The organism is Promicromonospora sukumoe 327MFSha3.1 (assembly GCF_000385135.1).
Taxonomy (GTDB): domain Bacteria; phylum Actinomycetota; class Actinomycetes; order Actinomycetales; family Cellulomonadaceae; genus Promicromonospora; species Promicromonospora sukumoe_B.
On the sequence record NZ_ARQM01000010.1, the window covers coordinates 1100553 to 1125830 of the forward strand.

General features: G+C 72.8%; 27 protein-coding genes. 16 read left to right on the plus strand and 11 right to left on the minus strand.

The features are described from left to right. Positions 1 to 24: 24 nt before the first annotated feature. From gndA to zapE, 6 genes are all read left to right on the plus strand, one after another. Complete coding sequence (gene gndA / locus H291_RS0108575) at positions 25 to 1461, plus strand: NADP-dependent phosphogluconate dehydrogenase (RefSeq protein ID WP_020014578.1); 1437 nt, start codon at positions 25 to 27, stop codon at positions 1459 to 1461. Then, positions 1458 to 2759, plus strand: coding sequence for a carboxylate--amine ligase (locus tag H291_RS0108580; RefSeq protein ID WP_232216008.1), 1302 nt, complete (start codon positions 1458 to 1460; stop codon positions 2757 to 2759). Before gndA ends, H291_RS0108580 begins: the two co-directional genes overlap by 4 nt. A 187-nt stretch (positions 2760 to 2946) precedes the next feature. Continuing rightward, positions 2947 to 3408: a DUF805 domain-containing protein gene (locus tag H291_RS0108585; protein ID WP_020014580.1), complete on the plus strand. Its 462-nt coding sequence runs from the start codon at positions 2947 to 2949 to the stop codon at positions 3406 to 3408. A gap of 5 nt (positions 3409 to 3413) precedes the next feature. Then, positions 3414 to 3836, plus strand: coding sequence for a DUF805 domain-containing protein (locus tag H291_RS0108590; RefSeq protein WP_020014581.1), 423 nt, complete (start codon positions 3414 to 3416; stop codon positions 3834 to 3836). Between the two features lie 15 nt (positions 3837 to 3851). After that, positions 3852 to 4508: an NAD-dependent epimerase/dehydratase family protein gene (locus H291_RS29215; protein ID WP_020014582.1), complete on the plus strand. Its 657-nt coding sequence runs from the start codon at positions 3852 to 3854 to the stop codon at positions 4506 to 4508. A gap of 53 nt (positions 4509 to 4561) precedes the next feature. After that, a complete protein-coding gene (zapE, locus tag H291_RS0108600; RefSeq protein ID WP_020014583.1) occupies positions 4562 to 5653 on the plus strand; it encodes a cell division protein ZapE in 1092 nt (363 codons plus the stop codon). Between the two features lie 3 nt (positions 5654 to 5656). On the opposite strand, the gene H291_RS0108605 is transcribed toward zapE, so the two are convergent. The 3 genes from H291_RS0108605 to glgX form a co-directional block, all read right to left on the minus strand. Continuing rightward, positions 5657 to 6526, minus strand: a complete 870-nt coding sequence (locus H291_RS0108605) for a PPK2 family polyphosphate kinase (RefSeq protein WP_020014584.1) — start codon at positions 6524 to 6526, stop codon at positions 5657 to 5659. A 58-nt stretch (positions 6527 to 6584) separates the two neighbouring features. After that, positions 6585 to 8321 (minus strand): hypothetical protein, encoded by a 1737-nt coding sequence (locus H291_RS32390; protein ID WP_020014585.1) that lies wholly within the window; start codon positions 8319 to 8321, stop codon positions 6585 to 6587. Positions 8322 to 8415: 94 nt separating this feature from the next. After that, complete coding sequence (gene glgX / locus H291_RS0108615; protein WP_020014586.1) at positions 8416 to 10566, minus strand: glycogen debranching protein GlgX; 2151 nt, start codon at positions 10564 to 10566, stop codon at positions 8416 to 8418. Between the two features lie 141 nt (positions 10567 to 10707). Here glgX and H291_RS0108620 point away from each other — a divergent pair, with 141 nt between their 5' ends. The 4 genes from H291_RS0108620 to H291_RS29230 all read left to right on the plus strand — a co-directional run bounded on the left by H291_RS0108620 (position 10708) and on the right by H291_RS29230 (position 12943). Continuing rightward, a complete protein-coding gene (locus tag H291_RS0108620) occupies positions 10708 to 10953 on the plus strand; it encodes a hypothetical protein (RefSeq protein WP_020014587.1) in 246 nt (81 codons plus the stop codon). Between the two features lie 234 nt (positions 10954 to 11187). Continuing rightward, the gene (locus H291_RS0108625) at positions 11188 to 11529 is read left to right on the plus strand and encodes an ArsR/SmtB family transcription factor (protein WP_020014588.1); all 342 of its coding nucleotides are present in this window, start codon (positions 11188 to 11190) and stop codon (positions 11527 to 11529) included. After that, on the plus strand, positions 11526 to 12071 hold the full coding sequence (locus H291_RS29225) for an SRPBCC family protein (RefSeq protein WP_020014589.1): 546 nt from the start codon (positions 11526 to 11528) through the stop codon (positions 12069 to 12071). Before H291_RS0108625 ends, H291_RS29225 begins: the two co-directional genes overlap by 4 nt. Continuing rightward, complete coding sequence (locus H291_RS29230; protein WP_020014590.1) at positions 12068 to 12943, plus strand: alpha/beta fold hydrolase; 876 nt, start codon at positions 12068 to 12070, stop codon at positions 12941 to 12943. The genes H291_RS29225 and H291_RS29230 overlap by 4 nt, the downstream gene beginning before the upstream one ends. Here the strand turns inward: H291_RS29230 and H291_RS0108640 are convergent. The 5 genes from H291_RS0108640 to H291_RS29235 form a co-directional block, all read right to left on the minus strand. Then, on the minus strand, positions 12909 to 13166 hold the full coding sequence (locus H291_RS0108640; protein WP_020014591.1) for a hypothetical protein: 258 nt from the start codon (positions 13164 to 13166) through the stop codon (positions 12909 to 12911). The two genes, H291_RS29230 and H291_RS0108640, sit on opposite strands and share 35 nt — an antisense overlap. 47 nt (positions 13167 to 13213) lie before the next feature. Further along, a complete protein-coding gene (locus H291_RS0108645) occupies positions 13214 to 14389 on the minus strand; it encodes a cystathionine gamma-synthase (RefSeq protein WP_020014592.1) in 1176 nt (391 codons plus the stop codon). Between the two features lie 37 nt (positions 14390 to 14426). Continuing rightward, the gene (locus H291_RS0108650; protein WP_020014593.1) at positions 14427 to 15794 is read right to left on the minus strand and encodes a cystathionine beta-synthase; all 1368 of its coding nucleotides are present in this window, start codon (positions 15792 to 15794) and stop codon (positions 14427 to 14429) included. Between the two features lie 125 nt (positions 15795 to 15919). Further along, a complete protein-coding gene (locus tag H291_RS0108655) occupies positions 15920 to 16243 on the minus strand; it encodes a DUF2277 domain-containing protein (protein ID WP_020014594.1) in 324 nt (107 codons plus the stop codon). Positions 16244 to 16401: 158 nt separating this feature from the next. Further along, positions 16402 to 17859 carry an MFS transporter gene (locus tag H291_RS29235; RefSeq protein ID WP_020014595.1) on the minus strand — a complete coding sequence of 486 codons (1458 nt, stop codon included), beginning with the start codon at positions 17857 to 17859 and terminating at the stop codon, positions 16402 to 16404. A gap of 106 nt (positions 17860 to 17965) precedes the next feature. Between H291_RS29235 and H291_RS0108665 the strand changes: the two genes are divergently transcribed. The 3 genes from H291_RS0108665 to H291_RS0108675 all read left to right on the plus strand — a co-directional run bounded on the left by H291_RS0108665 (position 17966) and on the right by H291_RS0108675 (position 20010). Continuing rightward, positions 17966 to 18433: a MarR family winged helix-turn-helix transcriptional regulator gene (locus tag H291_RS0108665; protein WP_020014596.1), complete on the plus strand. Its 468-nt coding sequence runs from the start codon at positions 17966 to 17968 to the stop codon at positions 18431 to 18433. Positions 18434 to 18556: 123 nt separating this feature from the next. Next, positions 18557 to 19156, plus strand: coding sequence for a GNAT family N-acetyltransferase (locus tag H291_RS29240; RefSeq protein WP_020014597.1), 600 nt, complete (start codon positions 18557 to 18559; stop codon positions 19154 to 19156). After that, positions 19156 to 20010, plus strand: coding sequence for an LLM class flavin-dependent oxidoreductase (locus H291_RS0108675; protein ID WP_020014598.1), 855 nt, complete (start codon positions 19156 to 19158; stop codon positions 20008 to 20010). Before H291_RS29240 ends, H291_RS0108675 begins: the two co-directional genes overlap by 1 nt. Before the next feature lie 369 nt (positions 20011 to 20379). Here H291_RS0108675 and H291_RS0108680 read toward each other — a convergent pair whose 3' ends face one another. From H291_RS0108680 to H291_RS0108690, 3 genes are all read right to left on the minus strand, one after another. Further along, the gene (locus tag H291_RS0108680; RefSeq protein WP_020014599.1) at positions 20380 to 20847 is read right to left on the minus strand and encodes a VOC family protein; all 468 of its coding nucleotides are present in this window, start codon (positions 20845 to 20847) and stop codon (positions 20380 to 20382) included. Between the two features lie 66 nt (positions 20848 to 20913). After that, on the minus strand, positions 20914 to 21303 hold the full coding sequence (locus H291_RS0108685) for a helix-turn-helix domain-containing protein (RefSeq protein WP_020014600.1): 390 nt from the start codon (positions 21301 to 21303) through the stop codon (positions 20914 to 20916). Continuing rightward, positions 21303 to 22217 carry a GntR family transcriptional regulator gene (locus H291_RS0108690; RefSeq protein WP_020014601.1) on the minus strand — a complete coding sequence of 305 codons (915 nt, stop codon included), beginning with the start codon at positions 22215 to 22217 and terminating at the stop codon, positions 21303 to 21305. The genes H291_RS0108685 and H291_RS0108690 overlap by 1 nt, the downstream gene beginning before the upstream one ends. A gap of 196 nt (positions 22218 to 22413) precedes the next feature. Between H291_RS0108690 and H291_RS29245 the strand changes: the two genes are divergently transcribed. From H291_RS29245 to H291_RS0108705, 3 genes are all read left to right on the plus strand, one after another. Further along, entirely contained in the window at positions 22414 to 23637 is a 1224-nt protein-coding gene (locus tag H291_RS29245) for an FAD-dependent monooxygenase (RefSeq protein WP_020014602.1), read from the plus strand. A 123-nt stretch (positions 23638 to 23760) separates the two neighbouring features. Then, positions 23761 to 24450 (plus strand): FadR/GntR family transcriptional regulator, encoded by a 690-nt coding sequence (locus H291_RS0108700; RefSeq protein ID WP_020014603.1) that lies wholly within the window; start codon positions 23761 to 23763, stop codon positions 24448 to 24450. After that, a complete protein-coding gene (locus H291_RS0108705; RefSeq protein ID WP_020014604.1) occupies positions 24447 to 25214 on the plus strand; it encodes a creatininase family protein in 768 nt (255 codons plus the stop codon). Before H291_RS0108700 ends, H291_RS0108705 begins: the two co-directional genes overlap by 4 nt. The last annotated feature ends 64 nt before the right edge of the window (positions 25215 to 25278 follow it).

A 25278-nucleotide genomic window follows, 5' to 3' on the forward strand; every position in this document is an offset into this window, starting at 1 on the left:
TTCCACTGCAGAAGGAGCAAGAACGTGTCTGGCACAGCACAGATCGGCGTCACCGGCCTGGCGGTGATGGGTCGCAACCTCGCGCGCAACTTCGCACGTCACGGGTACACGGTGGCTATCCACAACCGTTCGTACGCGAAGACCGAGTCGCTGGTCGCGGAGCACGGCGACGACGGCGACTTCGTCCCGTCCGAGTCGATGGCCGACTTCGTCGCCTCGCTCGAGCGGCCCCGCAAGGTCGTCATCATGGTCAAGGCCGGTGGTCCCACGGACGCCGTCATCGACGAGCTGATCCCCCTCCTCGAGGAGGGCGACATCGTGGTCGACGCCGGCAACGCCCACTTCCCGGACACGATCCGGCGCGAGAAGGCGCTCAAGGAGCACGGCCTGCACTTCGTCGGCACCGGCGTGTCCGGCGGCGAGGAGGGCGCGCTGAACGGCCCGTCCATCATGCCGGGCGGCACCCGCGAGTCCTACGCCTCGCTCGGGCCCATCCTGGAGGACATCTCCGCGAAGGTGGACGGCACCCCGTGCTGCACCTACGTGGGCTCCGACGGCGCCGGGCACTTCGTCAAGATGGTGCACAACGGCATCGAGTACGCCGACATGCAGCTCATCGCCGAGGCGTACGACCTGCTGCGCCAGGGCCTGGGTGTCTCGGCCGCGGAGATCGGGCAGATCTTCGCGCAGTGGAACACGGGCGACCTGGAGTCGTTCCTCATCGAGATCACCGCGGACGTGCTCCAGCACGTCGACGCGGCCACCGGCAAGGCGTTCGTCGACATCGTGCTCGACCAGGCCGAGCAGAAGGGCACCGGCCGCTGGACGGTGCAGAACGGCCTGGACCTGGGCGTTCCCATCACCGGCATCGCCGAGGCCACGTTCGCCCGCGCGCTGTCCGGCTCGGTGCCGCAGCGTGCGGCCGGCCTCGCCGCGCTGCCCGCCCACGCCGCCGAGTGGGAGGTCAAGGACCGCGACGCGTTCATCGAGGACGTGCGCCAGGCCCTGTACGCCTCCAAGGTCGTCGCCTACTCGCAGGGCTTCGACCAGATCGCCGCGGCCGCCACCGAGTTCGGCTGGGACATCGACCGGGGCGCCATGGCCCGCATCTGGCGCGGCGGCTGCATCATCCGCGCCCGGTTCCTGAACCGCATCACCGAGGCCTACGAGCGCCAGGCGGACCTGCCGCTGCTGCTCGCCGACCCGTACTTCACCGACGCCGTCGCGAGCGGCCTGCCCGCCTGGCGCCGCGTGGTGGCCGGCGCGGCCCAGAACGGCGTGCCCACGCCCGCGTTCTCGTCGTCCCTGGCGTACTACGACGGCGTCCGCGCCGAGCGGCTCCCCGCCGCCCTGGTGCAGGCGCAGCGCGACTTCTTCGGCGCCCACACCTACAAGCGCGTGGACCGCGAGGGCACGTTCCACACCGAGTGGTCCGGCGACCGCACGGAGGCCGAGGCGTGAGGGGTTTCCCCGCGGAGCAGGGGCAGGTAGGCGGAGGGGAGCAGGCAGCTCCCGAGATGCTGGTGGTGGGGATCGGCGGCGACGTCGGGATGTACGCCCTGGTGCGCGCGTTCCACGAGCAGTACCGCACGCGCGCCGTCGTGCTGTCCAAGGTCGCCACGCGCGCCATGCAGGACTCGGCGATCGCCGAGAACGTGGTGGTGCCCGGCCTGGACGAGGTGGACGTGTTCCTCTCCACGCTGGAGGGCATCGCGCAGCAGCACCGGGACAAGACGCTCGTGCTGCTCACCAACGCCGACTGGCACGTGCGCACGGTCATCCTGAACCGGGAGCGGCTGGAGGCGGCCGGCTACGTGCTGCCGTACCCGTCGCTCCCGGTGCTGGAGCAGGTCAGCAGCAAGGAGGGCTTCGCCCAGGTCTGCGACCAGCTCGGCATCCCGACGCCGCGCACCGTCCCGGTCGACGTCGCCAAGCTGGTCGCCGAGGGCGGGCGCGCCGCCGTGCCGGCGCTCGCGGTCGACCTGCAGTACCCGGTGGTCGGCAAGCCGTCCAACAGCGCCGAGTGGTACTACGTGGACTTCCCGGGCAAGGCGAAGATCCACCACATCGACTCCCGCGAGGAGCTCGACGTGATCCTGGGCCACCTGGCGGACGCCAACTACCCGGGCACGTTCCTGGTGCAGGAGTTCATCCCGGGCGACGAGACGCAGATGCGGTCCCTGACCGCGTACCGCGACACGTCGGGCGAGGTGACGCTCCTGGCCACGGGCCGGGTGCTGCTCGAGGAGCACACGCCGGGCACGCTCGGCATCCCGGCGGCGATCCTGGTCGAGCCGTACGACGACGCCATGGACGCGGCCACGAGGTTCCTCGACCTGACGGGCTACGTGGGGTTCGCGAACTTCGACTACAAGCTGGACCCGCGCACCGGCAAGCACGTGTACTTCGAGGTGAACCCCCGCATCGGGCGGAACAACTACTACGTGACCGCGGGCGGGGCCAACGTGGCCCGCGTGCTGGTCGAGGACTGGGTGCTGCACCGCCCGATCCGCCCTGTGCGGGCGGTCCGCGAGGTGCTGTACACGGTCGTGCCGTTCGGGCTGCTGTCCAAGTACGTCCTGGACCCGGAGCTCAAGAACCGGCTCAAGGCGCTCAAGGCGAGCGGTGACGTGGTCAACCCGCTGAAGTACGACGCCGACTCCGGTCTCAAGCGCCGGCTCATCGTCGAGGCGATCACGCAGAACTACCGCCGCAAGTACGCCCAGTACTACCCGGAGCCGACCGCGACGGGCTACTGAGCCGCACCACCGTGTCAGACGCTCAGGTCACCATGGTGACCTGAGCGTCTGACACGTTCTGGAGACTTTCTCACCCATGGGTACTTCTGCCCGGATTTAAGCCTTGCGCACCGATTGACTGATCGGGACACTGTGTGCGCACTTGCTGGAGATTTCCGGTAAGAACCGTGAGAGAGGCTTTTTCCTGATGTCGTTCATCGAGTCCATCCGGACCGTGCTGTCGAAGTACGCCACGTTCAGCGGCCGTGCCCGGCGCTCCGAGTTCTGGTGGTACTACCTGGCCGTGGCCATCGTCGAGGGCGTGCTCTACTTCGCGCTCATCGTGCCGGGCCTCACGGCCTACACGACCGCCACCATGGAGTACGCCATGGCCGGCGACCCCGCCGCGCCGATCCCCGCGATGCCGGGCTCCCTGACCGCCGGCTACCTCGTGGTCTCGCTGGTCGGGCTCGCGCTGCTGCTGCCGACGCTCGCCGTCATCGTGCGCCGCCTGCACGACACCGACAAGCCGGGCGCGCTGGCGTTCCTGCTCCTGATCCCCGTCGTCAACTTCATCCTGATCATCGTGTGGGGCGCCTCCGCCGGCACGCCGGGCCCGAACCAGTTCGGCCCGGACCCCAAGGCCGTCGACGCCGCCGCAGCGGTCTGACCCAGGTGACCCTCACCGAGGCCGTCCGGACCTGCCTGCGCAAGTACGGCGTGTTCACCGGCCGGGCCCGGGCCGCCGAGTACTGGCTCTTCTACCTCGGGCTCGCGGTCGTGAACGTCGTGATCTTCGTGGCGCTCCTGCTCCCGGCCCTGATCATGATGGACCCGGTCACGCAGGAGCCGGGGGTGCTCGGGTCGATCGGCTCGACGCTGGTCGCGATCGTGGCGATCGGGGCGTTCGTCCCGCTGCTCGCGGCCGGCGTCCGGCGCCTGCACGACACCGGGAAGTCCGGCTGGTTCTACCTGCTGTGCCTCGTCCCGTTCGTCGGCGGGATCGTCATCATCGTGCTGCTGGCCCTGCCCGGAGAGCCCGGGCCCAACCGGTTCGGTCCCGACCCCAGGGCAGTGCCGCAGCCGGTCACGGTCTGACCTAGTCTGAACCGCATGACCAGCCCCCGCCCCGTCCTCGTCGTCGGGGCCAGCGGATACGTCGGCAGCCGGGTCGCCCGCGGCCTGGCTGCCGGCGGACACACCGTGCTCGCCGCCGCGCGGCGCCCGCTGCCGGACGCCGGCGACGGCGTCGTGCCCGTCGGCTACGAGCGGGCCGACACCCTGCCCGACGCCGTCCGCGCCGTCTGCGCGCGGGACGGCCTTCCCCTGCCCGGCGCCGTCGTGGCGTCGATCGGCGGCTGGCACAAGGGCGCCGCCCTGCTCGACGAGGACCCCGACCGGTGGACCGCCACGCTGGCCTCCCACCTCACCGCGCACCTCGACGTCGCCCGCGCGCTCGCCCCGCTGCTCGGGCCCGGCGACCCCTACGTCGTGCTCAACGGCGCCGCGTCCCGCGAGGCCATGGCCGGGTCCGGCGCGATCTGCGTCACCGGGGCCGGGCTCGCGATGCTGGTCCAGGTGCTGCGCCTGGAGGCCGGACAGGCGGAGCCGTCCCGTGCTGTTCGATTCCACGAGCTCGTCATCGACCACGCCGTCGCGGGCGACGACCGCAACGCCGACCCCGCCCAGACCCGGACGACGGCCCAGGTGGTCACGGCCCTGCGCGGGGTGCTCGACGACGCCGCCGCGCCCGCCGTCACGCACGTGTGACGTTGCTCTCGTGGCACGCCCGGTGACCCCGGGCGCCGGTAATCTTTGGCTTCGTGACAGCCCCCGCCGACACCCAGACCGCCCGGACCACCGAGGCCGCCCGCACCACCCAGGCCGCCCTCAGCGCCGTCCGGCCGCAGGTCCCCGTCGACCGGCTCGTCACCGACCTCGTCCCGCCGCGGCACTTCGCCGCCGCGCGCTTCGCGACCTACCGCGCCAACCCCGCGCACCCCAGCCAGGGCCGCGCGCTGACCCGGCTGCAGGAGATCGCCCAGCAGATCGTCGCTCCGAAGCGGGGGCTGTTCGCCCGCCGCCAGCCGGCCCCCGCCGTCTACCTCGACGGCGGCTTCGGCGTCGGCAAGACGCACCTGCTGACGTCGCTCGCGCACGCCGTGGGGGAAGCTGCCGGCCCGGCCCTCGGATCGGGTGCTGCCGCGTACGGCACGTTCGTCGAGTACACCAACCTGGTCGGCGCCCTCGGGTTCCTGCCGACCGTCGAGGCGCTGGCCGCGAAGAAGCTGGTCTGCATCGACGAGTTCGAGCTCGACGACGCCGGCGACACGACCCTGATGTCCCGCCTCATGCGCGAGCTGGCCGACCGCGGCGTCGCGCTCGCCGCGACGTCGAACACGCTGCCCGGCGCCCTGGGCGAGGGCCGGTTCGCCGCCCAGGACTTCCAGCGCGAGATCAAGGCCCTGTCCGACCGCTTCGAGACCCTGCGGGTCGACGGCGAGGACTACCGCCACCGCGACGTCGTCACCGACCCCGAGCCGCTGAGCGCCGCGGAGGTCGCGGCCGCCGCGGCCCGCCCCGGCGCCACGCTCGACGCCTTCGACGACCTGCTGGAGCACCTCGCCACGGTGCACCCCAGCCGCTACGGCGCGCTGCTGGACGGCGTCTCCGTGGTCGCCCTGACCGGCGTGCACCCCGTCACCGCCCAGGCGGTCGCGCTGCGCCTCGTGGTGCTCGTGGACCGGCTGTACGACCGCGACGTGCCCGTGCTGCTCGCCGGCTCCGGCGACACCCGCGGGCTGTTCACCGAGGAGATGCTCGCCGGCGGGTACCGCAAGAAGTACTACCGGGCGCTGTCCCGGCTGGGCGCGCTGGCCGAGGAAGGGCGCCGGCTCGTCCCCAGCCCGAACTGAGGCTCACGTCGCCGCGAGCCGGGCCTTCTCCGCCGCGACGTCGAAGTCGGCGGGCGGCCAGCCCAGGTCGAGCGACCGCAGGGCACCGGCCAGCAGCTCCGTGACGGCCAGGCGCGAGTACCACTTGCGGTCCGCGGGCACCACGTACCAGGGCGCGACGTCGGTGGACGTGCGGTCCAGCATCTCCTGGTAGGCCGCCAGGTACTCCGGCAGCTTGAGCCGCACGTCGATGTCGCTCGGGTTGTACTTCCAGTGCTTGTCCGGCCGGTCGAGGCGCTTGGCCAGGCGCTTCTTCTGCTCGTCGGACGAGACCATGAGGGCCACCTTGACGATCTCGGTGCCCGACGCCGCCACCTCGGCCTCGAACGCGTTCAGCTCGTCGTAGTGCCGGCGCCAGGTCGCCTCCGGCTCCAGCTTGTCCACCCGCACCACCAGCACCTGCTCGTGGTGCGACCGGTCGAAGACGCCGACGTAGCCCGGCCGCGGCAGGGCGTTGCGGATGCGCCACAGGTAGCCGCGCTCGCGCTCCTCCTGCGTCGGCACGCCGAACCCGCGGTGCATCACGCCCTGCGGGTCCACCATGCCCACCACGTGCCGCACGATGCCGCCCTTGCCCGACGTGTCCAGGCCCTGGAGCACGAGCAGCACGGACCGGTCGCCGCCGCTGCGGCCGTGCGCGAAGAGGCGCTCCTGCAGGTCCGCCAGCTCGTCGCCGCGGTCGGCCAACAGCTTCTCGCCGTCGGCCCGTGTGCCCGCCCAGCCGGGCGTGCCGGCCGGGTCCAGGGCGGTCAGGTCGGTGCCGCGCACCCAGCGCAGCGCCTCGTCGGCCGGGGTCGTCCAGCGGCCCGTCCTCCGTGCCGGATCCTTCGCCATCGGACGCCTCCTCGAGCCCGACCGGCCGACGCCGGTCACCGAACCTCAGAATCCCAGGTCAGACCTCCGCGCGCAGCACGGCGGTCATCCGCGGCGGCACGGTCAGCGTGTCACCCACCAGCCGGGTCGCGCCGGGCTCCCACGCCGCGGCCAGCCGGAAGGCCCCCGGCAAGGGGGCCTTGCTGGCGCCCTCGGCCGGCCGCAGCAGGCTGCCGAGCCGCAGGGCGGCCAGGCCGTGGCCGGTGTTCAGCACGAACGCCAGGCTGCCGCGCAGCACCGCGATGACCGACCGGTCGGCGGTGGACCGGATCTCCAGGGGGAGGTCGAGCTCGTCGGTGATGGCGTGCCGGATGCCGATCAGGTCGTGCGCCCAGCGCACCAGGCGCTGCTCGTTGGCGCTGCGTGGCACCACCGGAACGTGCACGGTGTCCAGCACCAGCGGGTTGCCCGCGAGCAGGACGGTCGCGAGCACGCTGGCCCGGATGTCGACGTCGTCCACGCCCAGCAGGGCCGTGGCGGGGCTCTCCTCGCCGGCCCACGGCACGGTGAGCTGGGCGGCGGGCAGCCGGGTGATGTCCTCGACCACGCTGGCGCCGGCCCGCACGCGGTTGCGCCGTCCGCCGTTCTGCCGCGTCGCGCGGCGCACGGAGGGGTGCACCAGGTCGGCGAGCATCTGCAGGGCCTGGATGTCCTCGGTCTTGCCGGGGCCGGACAGGATGCGCAGCAGGATCGAGGTGAGGCGGTCGCTGCGGCCGGGGCCGTCCACGAGCAGGCTGAACCGGCGGTCGAGCTGCTCGCCCAGGCCGACGACGTAGTCGGCCAGCTCACCGAGGAACGGCGTGGGGGAGCGGTCCACGAGCGCGTCGACGTCGAGCACGAGGCCGTCCACGTGGTACTCGCGCAGCCAGTGCCGCGCGTCGTCCACGAGGAAGTCCCGGGGCCCGCGGCTGCCGCTGCCGTCGAGGTTGATGCGGTCGCCCACGTAGTCGGTGCGCACCGTCGGCGAGGACGGCACCTTGCCGGCCCGGGTGCCGATCGTGGGCACCTGGCCGGTGCGGAGCTGGATGGGGCCGGTGCGCGGCCGGTCCAGCGGCACCTGGCCGGTCCGCGGGCGCATGGCCTGCAGCGCGTGCTCGCCCGCGTCGCCGAAGTCGGTCCGCTGCACGCGCGGCCGGCCGCCGCCGCCCGTCAGGTACGGGCCGTAGGCCTCCAGGCCGAGCTCGTCGGCCACGGCCCAGCGGTACGGGATGTCCAGCACGACGGCGAGCCGCTCGGCGTGCGCGGCGTCGACGAACCGCTGCAGCGCGCGCGGGCCGCCGTACGGCTCGTGCACGGAGTAGAGGCGTACGCCGCGGGCCGGGCCGCGCGCCGGGTCGAAGGCCGCGACGGGCGCGAGCTCGACGCCGTCGACGCCGAGCCCGGCGATGGTGGGCAGCAGCTCCGCGGCGGCGTCCAGGGTGCCGTCGGGCGTGAACGTCTCCACGTCCAGGTGCATGAGCACGCTCGTGGACAGGTCGGGCGGCGACCAGGAGCCGTCGGTCCACTCGAAGGCGGGGTCGAACACCCGGGTGGGCCCGTGGATGCCCTGCGGCAGCCACACGCTGCGCGGGTCGGGCAGCAGCGGGCCGCCGTCCACGGAGTACCCGTAGTCGGTGCCGTGCCCGAGCACGCTGTCGGCGCCCCAGTACCCGGGCTCGCCCGCGCCCACGAGGCGCAGCGGCATGTGCTCGGGCTCCTCGTACGGGTCGTACGGGACGAGCACCTCGATGATGCGGGCGCGCGGTGCCCACACCACCGGTCTGGGCCCGGGAACAGGCATGTCAGGGCCAGGTCGGGGCGGTGGGGTGCTGCCTCCGGTTCCACTCCTCGGTCCGGTCACGGCCGACAGCCTAGCCCGGTGTTCCGGATGGGCGAGTCAGTACGACCACGCTGCGAGCAGTCACGGACAGACCCGTGCCGGCCTGGAGCGTCGTTCCCGGCTCGGCGCTGCCGTCCGTGTCCAGGACCACGGTCCAGGAGTCCCCGTAGCCGGCGGGCGGCAGGGTGAACCCCAGGTCCTCGTAGTGGGCGTTGAGCAGCAGCAGGAAGGAGTCGTCGACCACGGCCTCGCCGCGCCGCCCGGTCTCCGTGATCGCGTCGCCGTTCAGGAACACGGTCACGGTGCGGGCGTAGGCCTGGTTCCAGTCCGTGTCGTCCATCCGGGCGCCCGTCAGGTCCAGCCACTCGATGTCCGCCGGGCCGCCCGCGGCCCCCGGGGAGACCTTCCCGTCGAAGAACCTCCGGCGGTGCAGGATCGGGTGCTCGCGGCGCAGGCGGACCGCCTGCCGGGCGAAGTCCAGGAGCGCGGCGTGCTCGGCGTCCAGCCCGTCCGGGCCGCCCCAGTCCACCCAGGAGAGCTCGTTGTCCTGGCAGTAGGCGTTGTTGTTGCCCTGCTGGGTGCGCCCGATCTCGTCGCCGTGCGCGATCATCGGCACGCCCTGGCTCAGCATGAGGGTGACCAGCAGGTTGCGGCGCTGGCGGGCGCGCAGCTCGGCCACCCCGGCGTCGTCGGTGGGTCCCTCGACGCCGCAGTTCCAGGAGCGGTTGTGGTTCTCGCCGTCCTGGTTGTCCTCGCCGTTGGCCTCGTTGTGCTTGTCGTTGTACGAGGTGAGGTCGGCGAGCGTGAAGCCGTCGTGCGCCGTGACGAAGTTGATGGAGGCGCTGGGCATGCGGCCGCTGTGCTCGTACAGGTCGCTGGACCCGGTCAGGCGGGAGGCGAACTCCGGCAGCGTGGCCGGCTCGCCGCGCCAGAAGTCGCGCACCGTGTCGCGATAGCGACCGTTCCACTCCGTCCAGAGCGGCGGGAACCCGCCCACCTGGTAGCCGCCGTCGCCCAGGTCCCACGGCTCGGCGATCAGCTTGACCTGGGAGATCACCGGGTCCTGGTGCACGATGTCGAAGAAGGCGCTCAGCCGGTCGACCTCGTGGAACTGCCGGGCCAGCGTGGCCGCCAGGTCGAAGCGGAACCCGTCGACGTGCATCTCCTCGACCCAGTACCGCAGCGAGTCCATGATGAGCTGCAGCACCGCGGGGGAGCGCATGAGCAGCGAGTTGCCGGTGCCGGTGGTGTCGAAGTAGTGCGCCTCGTCGCCGTCGACCAGCCGGTAGTACGCGGCGTTGTCGATGCCCCGGAAGCCCAGGGTGGGGCCCAGGTGGTTGCCCTCGGCGGTGTGGTTGTAGACGACGTCGAGCAGCACCTCGATGCCGGCCTCGTGCATCGCCTTGACCATGGCCTTGAACTCCATGACCTGCTGGCCGCGGCTGCCGTAGCCCGCGTACCCGTTGTGCGGGGCGAAGAACCCGATCGTGTTGTAGCCCCAGTAGTTGGTCAGGCCCTTGGCGGCCAGCGACGGGTCGGTGACGAACTGGTGCACGGGCATCAGCTCGATCGCCGTGACCCCGAGGTCGGTCAGGTGCTCGATGATCGCCGGGTGGGCCAGCCCCGCGTACGTGCCGCGCAGCTCCTCCGGCACGTCGGGGTGCCGCATGGTCAGGCCCTTGACGTGCGCCTCGTAGATCACGGTCTCGTGGTACGGGGTGTCCGGCGGGCGGTCGTGCCCCCAGTCGAAGAACGGGTTGACCACCACGGAGACCATCGTGTGGCCCAGGGAGTCGGCGTCGTCGGGCGTGGTGCCCGTCGTGGCCTGCTCCACGTCCGAGAACGGGTAGGAGAACAGCGACGGGTCGGCGTCCAGGTCGCCGTCCACGGCCTTGGCGTACGGGTCCAGCAGCAGCTTGGCCGGGTTGCAGCGGTGGCCCGACGCCGGGTCGTAGGGCCCGTGCACGCGGTACCCGTACCGCGTCCCGGGGCCGACGCCGGGCAGGTAGACGTGCCAGACGTGCGCGTCGGTCTCGGTGACCTCGATACGGGTCTCGGAGTCGTCGTCCGCCAGGAGGCACAGCTCGACCCGCTGGGCGACGGACGAGTAGAGCGCGAAGTTGGTCCCCGTGCCGTCGAAGGTCGCGCCGAGGGGGTACGGGCGGCCGGGCCAGGTTTGCATCGGACGATCATGGCACCCCTGCGGGGAACGCGGGGGGAGATGTCGTGGTGGGCGTGCCGTGGTCGTGGAGGCTTTCGCCAGAATTCAAAATACTGTGCCAAGCGGATGTGCGAATCAGCCGATCCCTGCGAAGATGAGGCCATGATCACGGCGGAACCCCAGTCCACCAGTGACTCTGCCGATTCGGTCCCGACCGACCTCATCGACGAGTCCAACGCCTCCTACGCCCACATCGCGCCGCCGGCCGTCCGCCGCGTCGCGACTCGCCGCGGCCTGCTCGGGGGCGGCGACGTCTCCAAGGCGCCACGCAACCTCGCCGGCTGCGAGCTCGACCCCATCTCGGGCGCGTCGAGCGGTGTGTCCTGGGACGACCCCGACGAGCTCTGAGGGCGACCGGGCCTGAGGCGCCCGGTCGGCGAGGCCCCTGATCGGCAGTGACGCCGGCGGGTCAGGTCGAGCGTGCCCTTCGGGCGACGTGCCCGTTCGCCATCCGCCCGCATCCTGTCGAGCCCGGCTGTGCCGGGCCGGGGTGTCGTGCGCAATCGTATATGCACTTGCGTGTATATACACGAATATGTATGGTCGGCGGATGGACATGACCACTGACCCGCACCGGGACCGATGACCGCCGCGCTCGAGCTCGAGGTGCTCACCGCGCTCGCGGAACCCAACCGGAAGCGGATCGTCGAGCTGCTACGGGACGGGCCCCGTTCGGTCGGAGACATCGCGGATCGCCTGCAGCTGGTGCAGCCGCAGACCTCCCGGCACCTCCGGGTCCTCGCCGACGCCGGACTCGTGCGGGCGGAGCGGCAGGCGCAGTCGCGGATCTATCACCTGCACCCCGCGCCCTTCCGCTCGTTGACGGCCTGGCTCGACTCCTTCGCGCAGGTGTGGGAGACCCGCACCGACCGCCTCGACGGCTACCTGACGGAGCTACAGTCCCGGACCGAGGAGTCGGAATGACCGTGCGCGTCACCAAGGACCTCGAGGGCAACCGGCTCGTCGTCGAGCGCTCGTACGAGGCGTCCGCCGATCTGGTGTGGGCCTGCTGGACCCGGCCGGAGCACCTGCGGCGCTGGTGGGGACCACACGGGTGGCTCGTCGACGTCTTCGAGCTCGACCTGCGACCGGGCGGATCCTGGCGGTACCGCCTGCGTCCGGAGGCGGAGCACGGGCTCGGTGAGGAGCAGTGGGGACAGGCGACCTACCGCGTCGTCGACGCACCCCACCGGCTCGAGTTCGACGACGCCTTCACCGACCCGTCGGGCCTGCCGGTCGAGGGCAGCGAGATGCCCACGGCGGTACGCATGGCGACGTCGGGCGGCCGGACCTCGGTGACGATCACCGTGACGTTCACCGCCGCTGCCCGGCTGGAGCAGGCCGAGGCGATCGGCATGGTCGAAGGATTCTCGGACGCGCTGGAACGGCTCGCGGCCGAGGTCACGACCACCGCAGAGGCACGTCCGGCCGGCCCGGGCGACGAGACGACAACGGAGAAGCGATGACCAGCAACGACACAGCACGAGCCCGTCTCGAGGGCACGGTCACCTCGGCGGACGGCACCACGATCGCCTATGAACGTGCGGGCAGCGGTCCGGTCGTCGTGCTCGTGGCACAGGCCCTGGCCGACCGGAAGGACAACCGCGGGCTCGCCCGGCTGCTCGCGGCGTCGTGCACCGTGGTCAACTACGACCGGCGCGGCAGGGGAGCGAGCACCGATGCCGGCGACTGGTCGCCCCAGCGGGAGATCGACGACCTGGACGCGCTGATCAGCGCGCACGGTGGGTCAGCCGCACTGGTCGGGGCGTCGTCCGGGGCCGTGCTCGCGCTCGACGCGGCGGCGGCGCTCCCGGGAGCCGTCACGCGGGTCGCCGCCTACGAGGCCCCGGTCATCGTGGACGACCGTCGCCCGCCCGTCCCGCGTGACCTCGGCGACCGGCTCGCCGAGCTGGTCCGGGCCGGTCGGGCCGCGCGGGCGGTCTCCGAGTTCAACCGTGTCGCACTCGGGGCGCCCGCGGTCATGGTCGCCGCGATGCGGCTGATGCTGCCGGCCTGGCGTGCGATGGTCGCCATGGCGCCGACCACGGTCTACGACGCGCGCCTCTGCGTCGGGCTCCAGGACGGCACGCCGCTGGACGCGGCGCGGTGGGGCACGACGTCGGTCCCGGTGCTGGTCATGGTCGGGGGCAAGGGCGAACCCTTCATGCGGAGCGGGTCCGAGGCCTTGGCGGGGGCGCTCGGCGCACGGCACGCGGTCGTCCCGGGTGCCCATCACGGAACGCCGATGATGAAGCCGGCCGCGCTGCTGCCGGAGCTCGAGCCGTTCCTGCAGGAGGGCAGCGTCAGCGGGGCAGCCGCTCCGGTCCCACCGGGATGAGCCGCGGCATGCCCGCGGGCGCCACCTCGCTGAGCGCGAGGTAGCGCGCCTCGGCGCGGTGCAGCCGGATGTGCTCGTCCAGCGACCAGTGGGGGCCGTTCGTGAGCGTCATGCCGCAGGAGCAGTCGATCTCCTCGCGGGCGCCGGGCAGGTGCCGCACCTGACCCACGGTGACGTGGGAGGCGCGGGCGTCCGCCTTGGCGCGGTGCATCACGGCGCTCACGGGGGCATGTTCGGTCACGGCCCCCACCTTAGTTCGGCCGGGCGGGCTCAGTGGGCGGCGTGGGCGCGGTCCAGCGCCTGCAGCACGTCGTCCAGCAGGTCCGTCACGTCCTCCAGGCCCACCGACAGGCGCACGATCGACGGCGAGACCTCGGCCTCCGTGCCCCGCACCGACGCGTGGGTCATCTCGCTCGGGTAGTTGACCAGCGACTCGACGCCGCCGAGCGACTCGGCGAGCAGGAAGACCTCGGTCGACTCGGCGAACGTGCGTGCCGCCGCCTCGCCGCCGGCGAGGTCGAGCGAGATCATGCCGCCGAACCGCGACATCTGGTGCGCCGCGACCTTGTGCCCCGGGTGGTCCGGCAGGCCGGGGTACAGCACGCGCGCGACGGCGGGGTGGTGCACCAGGCGCTCCGCGAGGGTCTGGGCCGTCTCGGAGTGGCGCTGCATGCGCACCGACAGCGTCTTGATGCCACGGGTGGTCAGGAACGCGTCGAACGGGCTGGAGACGGCGCCCGCGGCGAACTGCACGTAGCGCACCTGCTCCGCGAGCTCGTCGGCCCCGGCCTTCACGACGACGGCGCCACCCACGACGTCGGAGTGCCCGCCGAGGTACTTGGTCGTGGAGTGCACCACGACGTCGGCGCCCAGGTCGAGCGGGCGCTGCAGCGCGGGGGAGGCGAACGTGTTGTCGACCACCAGGAGCAGGCCGTTCTCGTGCGCCAGCTCGGCCAGCGCGGGGATGTCGCTGATCTTCATCAGCGGGTTCGACGGCGTCTCGACCCACAGCACCTTGGACTCCGGCCGGACCGCGGCGCGCACGGCGTCGAGGTCGGCCGTGTCCACGGTCGTGTGCGCCACACCCGCCTTGCCGTGCACGGTGCGGATCAGGCGGTGCGTGCCGCCGTAGACGTCGTTCGGCACCAGCACGTGGTCGCCCGGCGCGACGACGGCCCGCAGCAGGGCGTCCTCGGCGGCCAGGCCGGACGCGAACGAGATGCCGTGCGCGCCTCCCTCGATCGCCGCGAGCTGCTCCTCCAGGGCCGTGCGCGTCGGGTTGCCGCCGCGCGAGTACTCGTAGCCGCCGCGCAGGCCGCCGATGCCGTCCTGCGCGTACGTGGAGGTGACGTGGATGGCGGGGATCGCGTCGCCCGTGGTCGGGTCGGTGTGCTGTCCTGCGTGGATGGCGAGCGTGTCGAAACGGCTCGGTCGGGCGTCGGTCATGGGAGGTCAGGTCTCTCTTCGAAGGTGTGCGAGCGGTTCAGACCGCGAGGTAGTCGAGCAGGTCGGAGCGGGAGACCACGCCGAGGGCCTTGCCGCCGTCGGTCACGAGCAGTGCGGTCTCGTCGGCGAGGGCCGCGCGCAGCGTCCCGACCGGTTCGTTGACGCCGATGAGCTGCAGGGGGCGGCCGATCAGCCCGCCCACCTCGTCCGAGAGGTTCGCCTTGCCGGCGAACACCCCGTCGAGCAGCTCGTCCTCGTGCACGGCGCCGGCGATCTCGCCGAGCACCACGGGCGGTTCCGCGGTCAGCACGAGCAGCTGGGAGACGCCGGACCGGGTCATGCGGTCGATCGCCTCCCGCACCGTGTCGGTCTGGTGCACGTAGAGCAGGGGCGGGGTGCGGTCCGCCTTGGCGGCCAGCACGTCCGCGACGGTGTGGTCCTCGATGGCGGGCGCGAACCCGTAGGACCGCAGCCAGGTGTCGTTGAAGATCTTGCCGAGGTAGCCGCGGCCGCCGTCGGGCAGCAGGACCACGACGACGTCGTCCTCGGTGAGGTCGCGGGCCGCCCGCAGGGCGGCGACCACGGCCATGCCGCTGGAGCCGCCCACGAGGATGCCCTCCTCCCGGGCGAGCCGGCGGGTCATCGCGAACGACTCGGCGTCGCTCACCGCGATGATCTCGTGCGGCACGCTCGGGTCGTAGGCGGACGGCCAGAAGTCCTCGCCCACGCCCTCGACCAGATACGGGCGGCCGGTGCCGCCGGAGTAGACCGACCCCTCGGGGTCGGCGCCGACGATGCGAACCCTGTCGCCCGAGACCTCGCGCAGGTAGCGGCCGGTGCCGGTGATGGTGCCGCCCGTGCCGACGCCGGCGACGAAGTGCGTCACGCGGCCGTCGGTGTCCCGCCAGATCTCCGGGCCCGTGGTCTCGTAGTGCGACCGGGGGCCGTTCGGGTTGGAGTACTGGTCGGGCTTGAAGGCACCGGGGATCTCGCGCACCAGCCGGTCGCTCACCGAGTAGTACGACTCGGGGCTGTCGGGCGCGACCGCCGTCGGCGTCACGACCACCTCGGCGCCGTACGCGGTCAGCACGTTGCGCTTGTCCTCGCCCACCTTGTCGGGCAGCACGAAGACGCAGCGGTAGCCGCGCTGCTGGGCCACCAGGGCGAGGCCGACGCCGGTGTTGCCCGACGTGGGCTCGACGATGGTGCCGCCGGGCAGGAGCTTGCCCTCGCGCTCGGCCGCGTCGATGATGCGGCCCGCGATGCGGTCCTTGGAGGACCCGCCGGGGTTGAGGTACTCGAGCTTGACCAGCACGGTGGCGCTGGTGACGCCCTCGGTCACGTGGGTGAGCCGGACCAGCGGGGTGTTGCCGACGAGGTCAACGACAGAATTGACGTACTGCACCTGTTTCTCTTCCTGTTCTGCACGCGCGACGGCGCGCGTGGGGGACTGACGGACCGGCGTGGGTGGTCAGTGACAGCAACAGGAGAGGTGTGCGAGCACGCCGCAACTGTAGCGGCGCGGGCCGCTCAGTGCGAGTGCGCGATGCCCAGCTCGTGCATGCGCTCGTGCTCCTCACGCTCCTTGATGCGCTGCGCGATCCGCGCCTGGACCTCGGCCCGGCGCAGCGGCGGCACGGTCTTGGGCGGCTGACGGCGTTCGGGGAGCTCGTCGAGCAGGCGGGTCACGATGTCCGCGATCTCCTCGGTAGCGCGCTCCACCGGGTCGCGGGTGGTGTCGTTCACCTTGGTCACGCCCGTGACCTTGCGCACGAACTGCAGCGCGGCGGCGGTGATCTCCTCGTCGGTGGCGGCCGGTTCGAGGCCGCGCAGCGTGGTGATGTTTCGGCACATGCTCCGACGGTACGCCGGACGTCGCCCGTAGGGGAGGGGGCGTCGTCGGCCCCGAGGTGCGCTTCTACCCAGTCATTCGGCCCGAAACCCAGGTGATTCCGGGCCGAATGACTGGGTAGAAGCGCACCTCCGCCGGGCGGGGCCAGCGCGACCTGCGGTCAGTGCCCGGCGGTGGTCTCGCGCAGCGCCTTGACGGGGATCGTGGCGGCGATCGCCGCGGACACCACGGCCATGCCGCAGCCGAGCAGCAGGGCCACGCGGAACCCGCCCTCGGTGGGCAGGGTGTGCTCGCCGAAGGTGGTGCTCATCCGGGCCAGCACCACGCCGATCACGGCGGCCGACACCGAGGTGCCGATGGACCGCATGAGCGCGTTGAAGCCGTTCGCGGCGGCCTTCTCGGAGGCGGGCACGGAGCCCAGGATGATCGCGGGCAGCGCGCCGTAGGCGAAGCCGACGCCGGCCGCCGCGACGAACGCCGTGGCCGACAGGCCCACGAGCGTGTCCATGAACAGCGTGGACAGGCCGTAGCCCAGCGCCATGACCAGGCCGCCCAGCACCAGCGTCGTCTTGGGCCCGCGAGCGCGGGTGATGCGCGCGCCCACCGGCGACATGAGGGTCATCGCGATGCCCGACGGCGCCATCCACAGGCCCATCTGCAGCATGGACTGGCCCAGGCCGAACCCGGTCGCGGCCGGCGCCTGCATGAGCTGCGGTAGGATCAGCGACTGCGCGTACATGGCGAACCCGATCATGATCGAGGCCACGTTGGTGAGCAGCACGGCGGGGCGTGCCGTGGTGCGCAGGTCGACCAGGGCGTCGCGCGTGCGCAGCTCCCACCAGCCCCAGGCCAGGAGCACGACCACGGAGCCGGCGAACAGGCCGAGCACCAGCGGGCTCGTCCAGCCCCACTCGGCGCCCTTGGAGACGGCGAGCAGCAGGGCCACGAGACCCGCGGCCAGGCCGAGCACGCCCACGTAGTCGAACGGGGCGCACACCTTGGCGGGTGCGGCCGGGGCGGGGATCGCCCGCCAGACGACGACGCCGACCACGACGGCGCAGACGGCGATGAGCCAGAACAGGATGCGCCAGCTCGCGAACTCGGCGACCGCGGCGGCGAACGGCAGGCCGAGGGCGCCGCCGATGCCGAGCGATGAGCTCATCAGGGAGATGGCGCCGGCGGTGCGCTCCTTGGGCAGCAGGTCGTGCAACATGCTGATGCCGAGCGGGATGAACCCGGTGGCCAGGCCCTGCAGGCCGCGGCCGGTGACCATGACGGGGACCGTGGTGGCCAGCGCGCAGACCGCGGAGCCGAGGGCCAGCGGTACCAGCGAGACCAGGATCATCTTCTTCTTGCCGTACAGGTCGCCCAGCCGCCCGGAGACGGGGGTGCAGATGGCGCCGACGAGCAGCGTGACCGTGATGATCCAGGACGTGTCGGAGGCCGGGGCGTCGAAGATGGTCGGCAGCGAGGCGATGATCGGGACCACGAGGGTCTGGGTCATCGCGACCACGATGCCGCCGATCGCGAGGATGGCGACGATGCGGTTCGGGTGGATCGCCGGGGCGGTGGCCCCGGTCTCGGGCGGTGGTGCGGGGCGGGACGCGGTAGTCGTCACGAGTCTCCTCGAAAGATTGCTGTGCATCATGCACATTGGGGTTCGGCCTCAGGATGCCATATCTTGTGCATGATGCATAGGCAATAGCCCGTGCGGGATCGGAGGAATGACGACGATGACGTCCGCGATCGACGAGATCGAGTACGAGGGCATGCTGTTCGGCCGGCACCTGGCCGCGCTGCCCGCGGGCCGCACGCGCCGCAAGGGCGGGCTGCTCGACCAGAGCGCGTACACGCTGCTCAGCCTGCTCGACGCCGGGGGGCCCGCCAGCCTCGCAGAGCTCGCGGCCGCCACCGGTCTCGACGTCTCGACCCTGAACCGGCAGACGGCTGCGCTGCGCCGCTCGGGGCTGGCCGAGCGCTTCGACGACCCGGACGGCGGGCAGGCCCGCAAGCTGCGGCTCTCCGCCGAGGGCGCCCGGCTGCTCGGCGAGGAGCGCGCGGCCAGCCGGGTGCTGCTGGCCGAGCTGCTGCACGACTGGTCGGAGGCGGACCGCGCCCGGTTCGGCGAGCTGCTGGGCCGCTACAACCGCGTCATCGAGGACCGCTCGAAGCGCCACTGGCCGCGGCCCTGACGACCCGCTGGATCGGTTGAGCACAGCAGTTGCTGCCGCGCGAGCCCGCCCTGCGGCAGAAGCCACTGTGGTCGACCCGTTTTGTCGTGGCGGCCTCGGGCGTTCGTGCGGCAGGGTGGCCGCATGAGCGCACCCAGCGACGCCGCAGCCGGCTCCCGTCCTGACGACACGACCGACGCCGGGGCCCGGCCCGTGACCAGCGTGCGCGAGGCCGGCGCCGAGGACTGGCCCGCCATCTGGCCCATCGTCGAGGAGGTCGTGCGCGCGGCCGACACCTTCGCCTACGACCCCGCCATGGGCGAGGCCGACGCGCGCGCCGGCTGGCTCGAGGCCCCCGCGCGCGTGGTGGTCGCGGTGCGCGACGGCGTCGTGGTCGGCACCGCGAACATGTACCCCAACCGGCCGGGGCCGGGCAGCCACATCGCGTCCGGCAGCATCATGGTCGACCGCGCGGTGCGCGGCTCCGGCGCCGGCCGTGCCCTGGTGCAGGACATGATCGCCTGGGCTGCCCGCGAGGGGTACGCCGCCGTGCAGTTCAACGCCGTCGTCGACACCAACGCCGCCGCCGTCCACCTGTACGAGAGCCTCGGCTTCGTCACCCTCGGCATCGCGCCGGGAGCGTTCCGGCACCCCGAGCTGGGCGACGTCGGGCTGCGGATCATGTGGCGCGACCTGAGCGACCTGAGCGACCTGCGCGGCGGCGCTGCCGGGAGCGAGGCCTGATGCGCTTCTCCGTCAACGTCCCCAACTTCGGCGACTTCGCCGACGCCCGCGCGGTCGCCACCGTGGCTCGTGCGGCCGAGGACGCCGGCTGGGACGGCCTGTTCGTCTGGGACCACGTGGTGCACCGCAAGGAGGCGCGCCGCGGCCAGCCGTTCGGCGACCCGTGGATGCTGCTCACGGCCGCGGCGCTCGCGACGTCGACGATCCGGCTGGGCACGCTGGTCACCCCGGTGGCGCGGCGCCGGCCCGAGCAGCTCGCCCGGCAGGTCGCCACCCTGGACGCCCTCAGCGGCGGCCGCGTCGTCTTCGGCGCGGGGCTGGGCGGGCCGGTCGAGGACGAGTTCGGCAGCTTCGGCGACGAGACCGACCCCGTGGTGCTCGCGGAGAAGCTCGACGAGGGCCTCGGGCTGCTGGCCCGCTACTGGGCGGGGGAGCGCGTGGACCACGACGGTCCGCACTACCGCGTGCACGACGTCGAGATCCTCCCGGCCACCGTGCAGCGGCCCCGGCCGCCGGTCTGGGTGGGCGGATTCTGGCCCGCGCGCCGGCCGTTCCGGCGGGCGGCGAGGTGGGACGGCGTCGTGCCGCTCTTCGCGTCCGGGCACGGCGAGCCGCCGACGCCCGACGAGGTGCGCGAGGTCGCCGGATACGTGGCGGAGCACCGCACCGGGACGGGGGCGTACGACGTCGTCGTCGGCGGGCTGACCGCGCCGGAGGCCGCGGCCGACGTCGTCGGCCCGCTCGTCGAGGCCGGGGCGACCTGGTGGGACGAGCGCGGCCGGTACACGGCGCCGGAGCTGTACTCCCTGCCGGCGGTGCTGCGCCGGGTGGAGGCGGGCCCGCCGCGGCTCTGAGCACGCGGCTGGCGCGGCAGTTTGCCCCGCGGACTCGGCACCTTGCCCCGCGGACTCGGCAGTTTGCCCGGCAGACTCGGCACCTTGCTCGCAGGCGCGGCAGTTTGCCCCGCCGACTCGGCAGTTTGCACCGCAGACTCGGCAGCCTGCACTGAGATCGGTCCAGGGCTGAGCCGATCTCGATGCCAACTGCCGAGCGCCGGCGCCAAGTGCCGAGTCTGCGGGGCAAACTGCCGAGCGGGAGCCTGAGCCGCTGAGCCGACTGCCGACCCCGGTGTCAACACCTGAGCCCCGGTGCCAGTTGCCGACCCTGGTGCCAACTGCCGACCCTGGTGCCAACTGCCGACCGCCGGTGCCGGCTGCCGAGCCTCAGCCCGCCTGGCCCGCGCTCCAGCGGGCCTTGTCGGCGTCGGTCACCTCGACCGGGCCCGTGGCCGGCTGGGTGATGCGGATGTGGTTGCCGAACGGGTCGCGCAGGGCGCAGTCGATGCCGTACGGCTGCTCGACGGGCTCCTCGGTGAACTCGACGCCCTTGGCGCTCAGGTCGGCGTAGGTGCGGCGGCAGTCGTCGGTGGTGAGGATGCACGCGACTCCGAGCGCCCCCTTGGTCACCAGGTCCCGGACCTGGGCCGCGACCTCCTCGCTCAGCGACGGCGGGCCCGGCACCTCCAGGAGCAGGTGGCGGTCGGGGTCCTCGGGCAGGGAGATGGTCAGCCAGCGCATGAAGCCCATGTCGACGTCGTTGCTGACCTCGAACCCGAGCTTGCCGACGTAGAAGTCCAGGGCCTCGTCCTGGTCGAGCACGGTCACGGCGGTGATGGAGATGTTCTTGAACATGCCCACCACGCTAGGACCGGCCCCGTGGGATGCGCTTCTCCGAAACTGCTCGGTCGAGGAAGCCGCTCAGCCCGCGGGCCGCATCCAGCTCTTGACGAAGCAGACGGGCGCGGCCACCGGCCGCGTCCGCCGCCGGTACTCGGTCGGTGAGACGCCGACGACGTCGCGGAACGTGCGGCTGAACGTGCCCAGGCTGTTGGAGCCCACCTGCAGCGCGATCTCCGTCACCGGCGTGGCCGTGTTGCGCAGCAGCGCCATCGCCCGCTCCAGCCTGCGCCGCTGCAGGTAGCGGTGCGGCGTCTCGCCGAACGTCGCCCGGAAGCTGCGGCTGAAGTGGGACGGCGAGACGTGCGCGATCCGGGCCAGCGTCGGCACGTCGAGCGGCCGGGCGTAGTCGCGGTCGATGGCGTCCCGGGCGCGCAGCAGCAGCCGGTTGTCGCGCTCGTGCGGGGACATCAGCTCGCCTCGCCGAGGAACACCGCGTACCCGTCCAGCAGGCGCGCCAGGCCGAACTCGAACAGCGAGTCCAGCGTGAGGTCGATGTCGGTGCCCGTGGCCGCCGCGAGGTGCGGGTACCGGCGCGGGTCGGCCACGGCCTGGAGGTCCGGCAGCGTGCGGTCCATCCACTCCTCGTCGGTCAGCCCGTCGTCCCGGCGGGCCTGGGTCGCCGGCTCGACGCCCACCCCCAGGCCCCGCACCAGCTGGAACACCGAGACCGTCAGGTGCATCCGTGTGTCCAGGTCCAGCCGCCGTCCGCCGACGTCGCCGAACGCGGACAGCAGCGCCTCGGTGTGCGCCACGCCGTGGGGCAGCACCTGCGGCCGCGTCATCGACATCACGTGCGCCGCCCACGGATGGCGCTGGAACGCCGCCCACATCGTGCGGGCGCACACCTCCGCGCGAGCCCGCCAGCCGTCTGGCAGCGGGTCCGGGAGCGGCGAGGTCGCGTACACCGTGTCGAGCATCCGGGCCAGGAGCTCCTCGCGGCCGCGCACGTAGCGGTACAGCGTCATCGTCGGGATGCCCAGGTCGGTCGCGATGCGCCGCATGGACAGCCCGCCCAGCCCCTCGGCGTCGGCCGTGGCCATGGCGAGGCGCACCACGTCGTCGACCGTGGGGGCGCTCGCGGGCGGACCGCCCGCCGTCGTGCCGCCCACGGCCCCGGCCGCCACCACGGTGCCCACCCCGCGCCGCACCTCGACGAGCCCGTCGCGGCGCAGGGCGTCGAGCACCCGGCTCGCCGTGGCCATGGCGACCCCGTGCTCGGCGACGATGCGGCGCGTGGACGGCACCGGGGCGCCAGGGGCGAGCTCGCCCGACCGGATGCGGGCGCGGATCTCGTCGGCGATGCGCTCGGACGTGCTGGTCATCTGCGGCTCCCTGTGCTGGTGCTGTACTAGTGCACCCGGACCGCCCACCGCGGGTGTCCGGCCTGCTGACCTGGGCGTTCGCGGGGTGCACTACCTGGTGCACTACCGCTTCCTTTACCCAGCATAGGACGGTTCGTACGGTGTACGAAACCGCTCGCCGAGACCGGCGGGCCCAGCCTTCGAACCAGGAGCAGCCATGACCCACGTCCTCGTCTCCGGCGCCAGCGTCGCCGGCCCCGCCCTCGCCTTCTGGCTCCGCCGCCATGGCTTCGACGTCACCGTCGTCGAGCGTGCCCCCGCGCCTCGCCCGGGCGGCCAAGGCATCGACGTGCGGGGCGCCGCCCGCACCGTGCTGGACCGCATGGGCATCACCGAGCAGGTCCGCGCCGCCCACACGGGCGTGCGGGGCATCGCCTACCTCGACGCCGCGGGGCGGCGCATCATGGAGCTGCCCGCCGAGATGTTCGGCCACTCGGGCGGCGTGATCGCCGACATCGAGATCCTGCGCGGCGACCTCATGCGGATCATCATGGACGCCGCCGACGGCGTCGAGTACCTCTTCGACGACAGCGTCACCGCGCTCGAAGAGCGGCCTGACGGCGTCGACGTCACCTTCGAACGCTCCGCCCCGCGCCGGTTCGACCTCGTCGTGGGCGCGGACGGCGTCTTCTCCACCACGCGCCGCCTGGCCTTCGACGGCGCCTGGCGGGCCGTCGACTCCGGGTACCACCGCGCGGTGTTCACCGCCGAGCCCGCGGGCGGCGCCGACACCTGGGGCCTGGACGGCTGGGAGCTGCTGTACTCGATGCCGGCCGGCAACGGCGTCGGCGGGCGCAACGTGCTGCTGTACCCGGCGCACGGCGGTGCCCGCGGCATGGTGCACTTCGCGGGCGACCCCCTCGAGTACGACCGGCACGACATCGCCGGGCAGAAGCGCCTGGTCGCCGGCGTGCTGGCGGGGGAGGGCTGGGAGGTGCCGCGCCTGCTGGCGGCGATGGAGCGCGCCGATGACTTCTACCTCGACCGGCACGTGAAGATCGAGATGCCGTCCTGGCACCGGGGGCGCGTCGCGCTCCTGGGCGACGCGTGCACCGCCGGGTCCGTCGGCATGGGTACGTCGCTCGCCCTGGTGGGGGCCTACGTGCTGGCGGGCGAGCTCGCGAAGGCCGACGGCGACCCCGCCGTCGCGTTCCCCGCGTACGAGGCGACGGTGCGCCCGTACGCCGCCGTCAACATGAAGCAGCTCCCGGGTGGCGCGCGGGGTTTCCTGCCGCCCACCCGCTTCGAGATCAAGGCGCGTACGGCGGTGATGGGCGCTCTGCTCAGGACGCCGCTGGCGAGCATGATGATGGGCGGCATCGACAAGGCGGTCGACCAGATCGCCCTCCCGGACTACGCGGCGCTGGCGGTCGGCCGCTGACCGGGATTCAGCAGGCCGCCGGCGACCGTCACGAAGCCGGTCGCGGTCGTCCGGGGCCTGCTGAACCCGGCTCAGTCCGGGGAGACCTTGACGACTTGGTGATCAAGTGATTTAGTCACTTTCATGACTCAAGGTAGAGCCTCCTTCTCCGAGCAGCTCGCGGACGACATCGTCCAGCTGATCCGCTCCGAGAGCCTCGGCCCCGGCGACGTGCTGGAGTCCTCCCGCGACCTGGCCAAGCGCTTCGCCGTCACCACGCCCACCGTCCGGGAGGCGCTGCGGCGGCTGGAGGCCACCGGCGTGGTCGAGCTGCGGCACGGCTCCGGCACCTACATCGGCCCGGGCCTCGAGCGGTCGGTGCTGGCCAACCCGCACCGGCCGCACATCACGCGCTCCTCGGTGATCGAGCTGGTCCAGGCCCGCCTCGTCATCGAGCCCGGTATCGCGGCGCTCGCCGCGAGCGCCCGCGACGCCGCCGCCCTGCAGCGGCTGGAGGCCGCGGCGGCGACGGCGTTGCAGCCGCCGGTGCACGGGTTCCGGCCGGCGCTGAACTTCCACGTGGAGCTGGCTGCGGCGTCGGGCAACGGGCTGCTGCGCGAGACGGTGGAGGCGCTGCTGCACGTGCGTGCGTCGGAGCAGACGGAGATCCGGTTCCGGTACGACGACCGGCAGCGGGACCACGCGGAGCACCTGGAGATCCTGGCTGCGGTGTGCGACGGCGACGGCGCGGCCGCGGAGCGGCTGACGCGGGAGCACCTGTCGACGATCCGGGAGTCGCTGGAGGCGGCGGACTTCGGGGAGGCGGCACCGTGAGCGCCCCGTACCGCCTCGCGGAGATGACGACGGCGGAGGCGGCGGACGCCGTCGCCCGCGGCACCATCGTGGTGATCCCGGCCGGGGCGCTGGAGCAGCACGGTCCGGGCATGGCGCTCGGCACGGACCTGGTGCGGGCCGAGGGCGTGGTGGCGCAGGTCGCCGCGAACCTGCCCGGCCAGGTGGTGGTGGGGCCGTCGATCCCCGTGGGGGTCTCGCCGCACCACATGGCGTTCGCGGGCACGGTCACGCTGACGACGACGACGTTCGCCGCCGTCGTGCGGGAGTACGTGACGAGCCTGCACCGGCACGGCTGGACGCGGTTCCTCGTGGTCACGGGGCACGGGGGCAACAACGCGACGCTGACCACGGTGGCGCAGGACCTGCTGGTGTCCCACCCCGGGATCCAGCTCGCCTGGTCGCCGCTGACGACGCTCGCGGGCGACGCCGTGGCCGCCATGGCGCCGAGCGCCGTGCACGGGCACTCCGGCGAGGCCGAGACGGCGCAGATGCTGCACCTCGCCCCGCACCTGGTGCACACCGACCGGCTGGAGCCCGGCACCACCAGCCCGGACCAGCTCGACGACGTCTCCCGCACGGCGCGCCGTCACGCGCAGCCCGCCCTGACCCTGCCGTACGACCGGCTCAGCCCCAACGGCGTGCTCGGCGACCCGCGCCGGGCCACCGCCGAGGACGGCGCCGCGATCGTCAAGGCGATCGTCGACCGCATCACCACGTTCCTGACGGAGTGGCCGCCCGCGTAGCGCCGGCACACCACCGCACAGCAGAGCAAACCCCACCGCACGCATCTGGCCCGCCAGGTGTCCG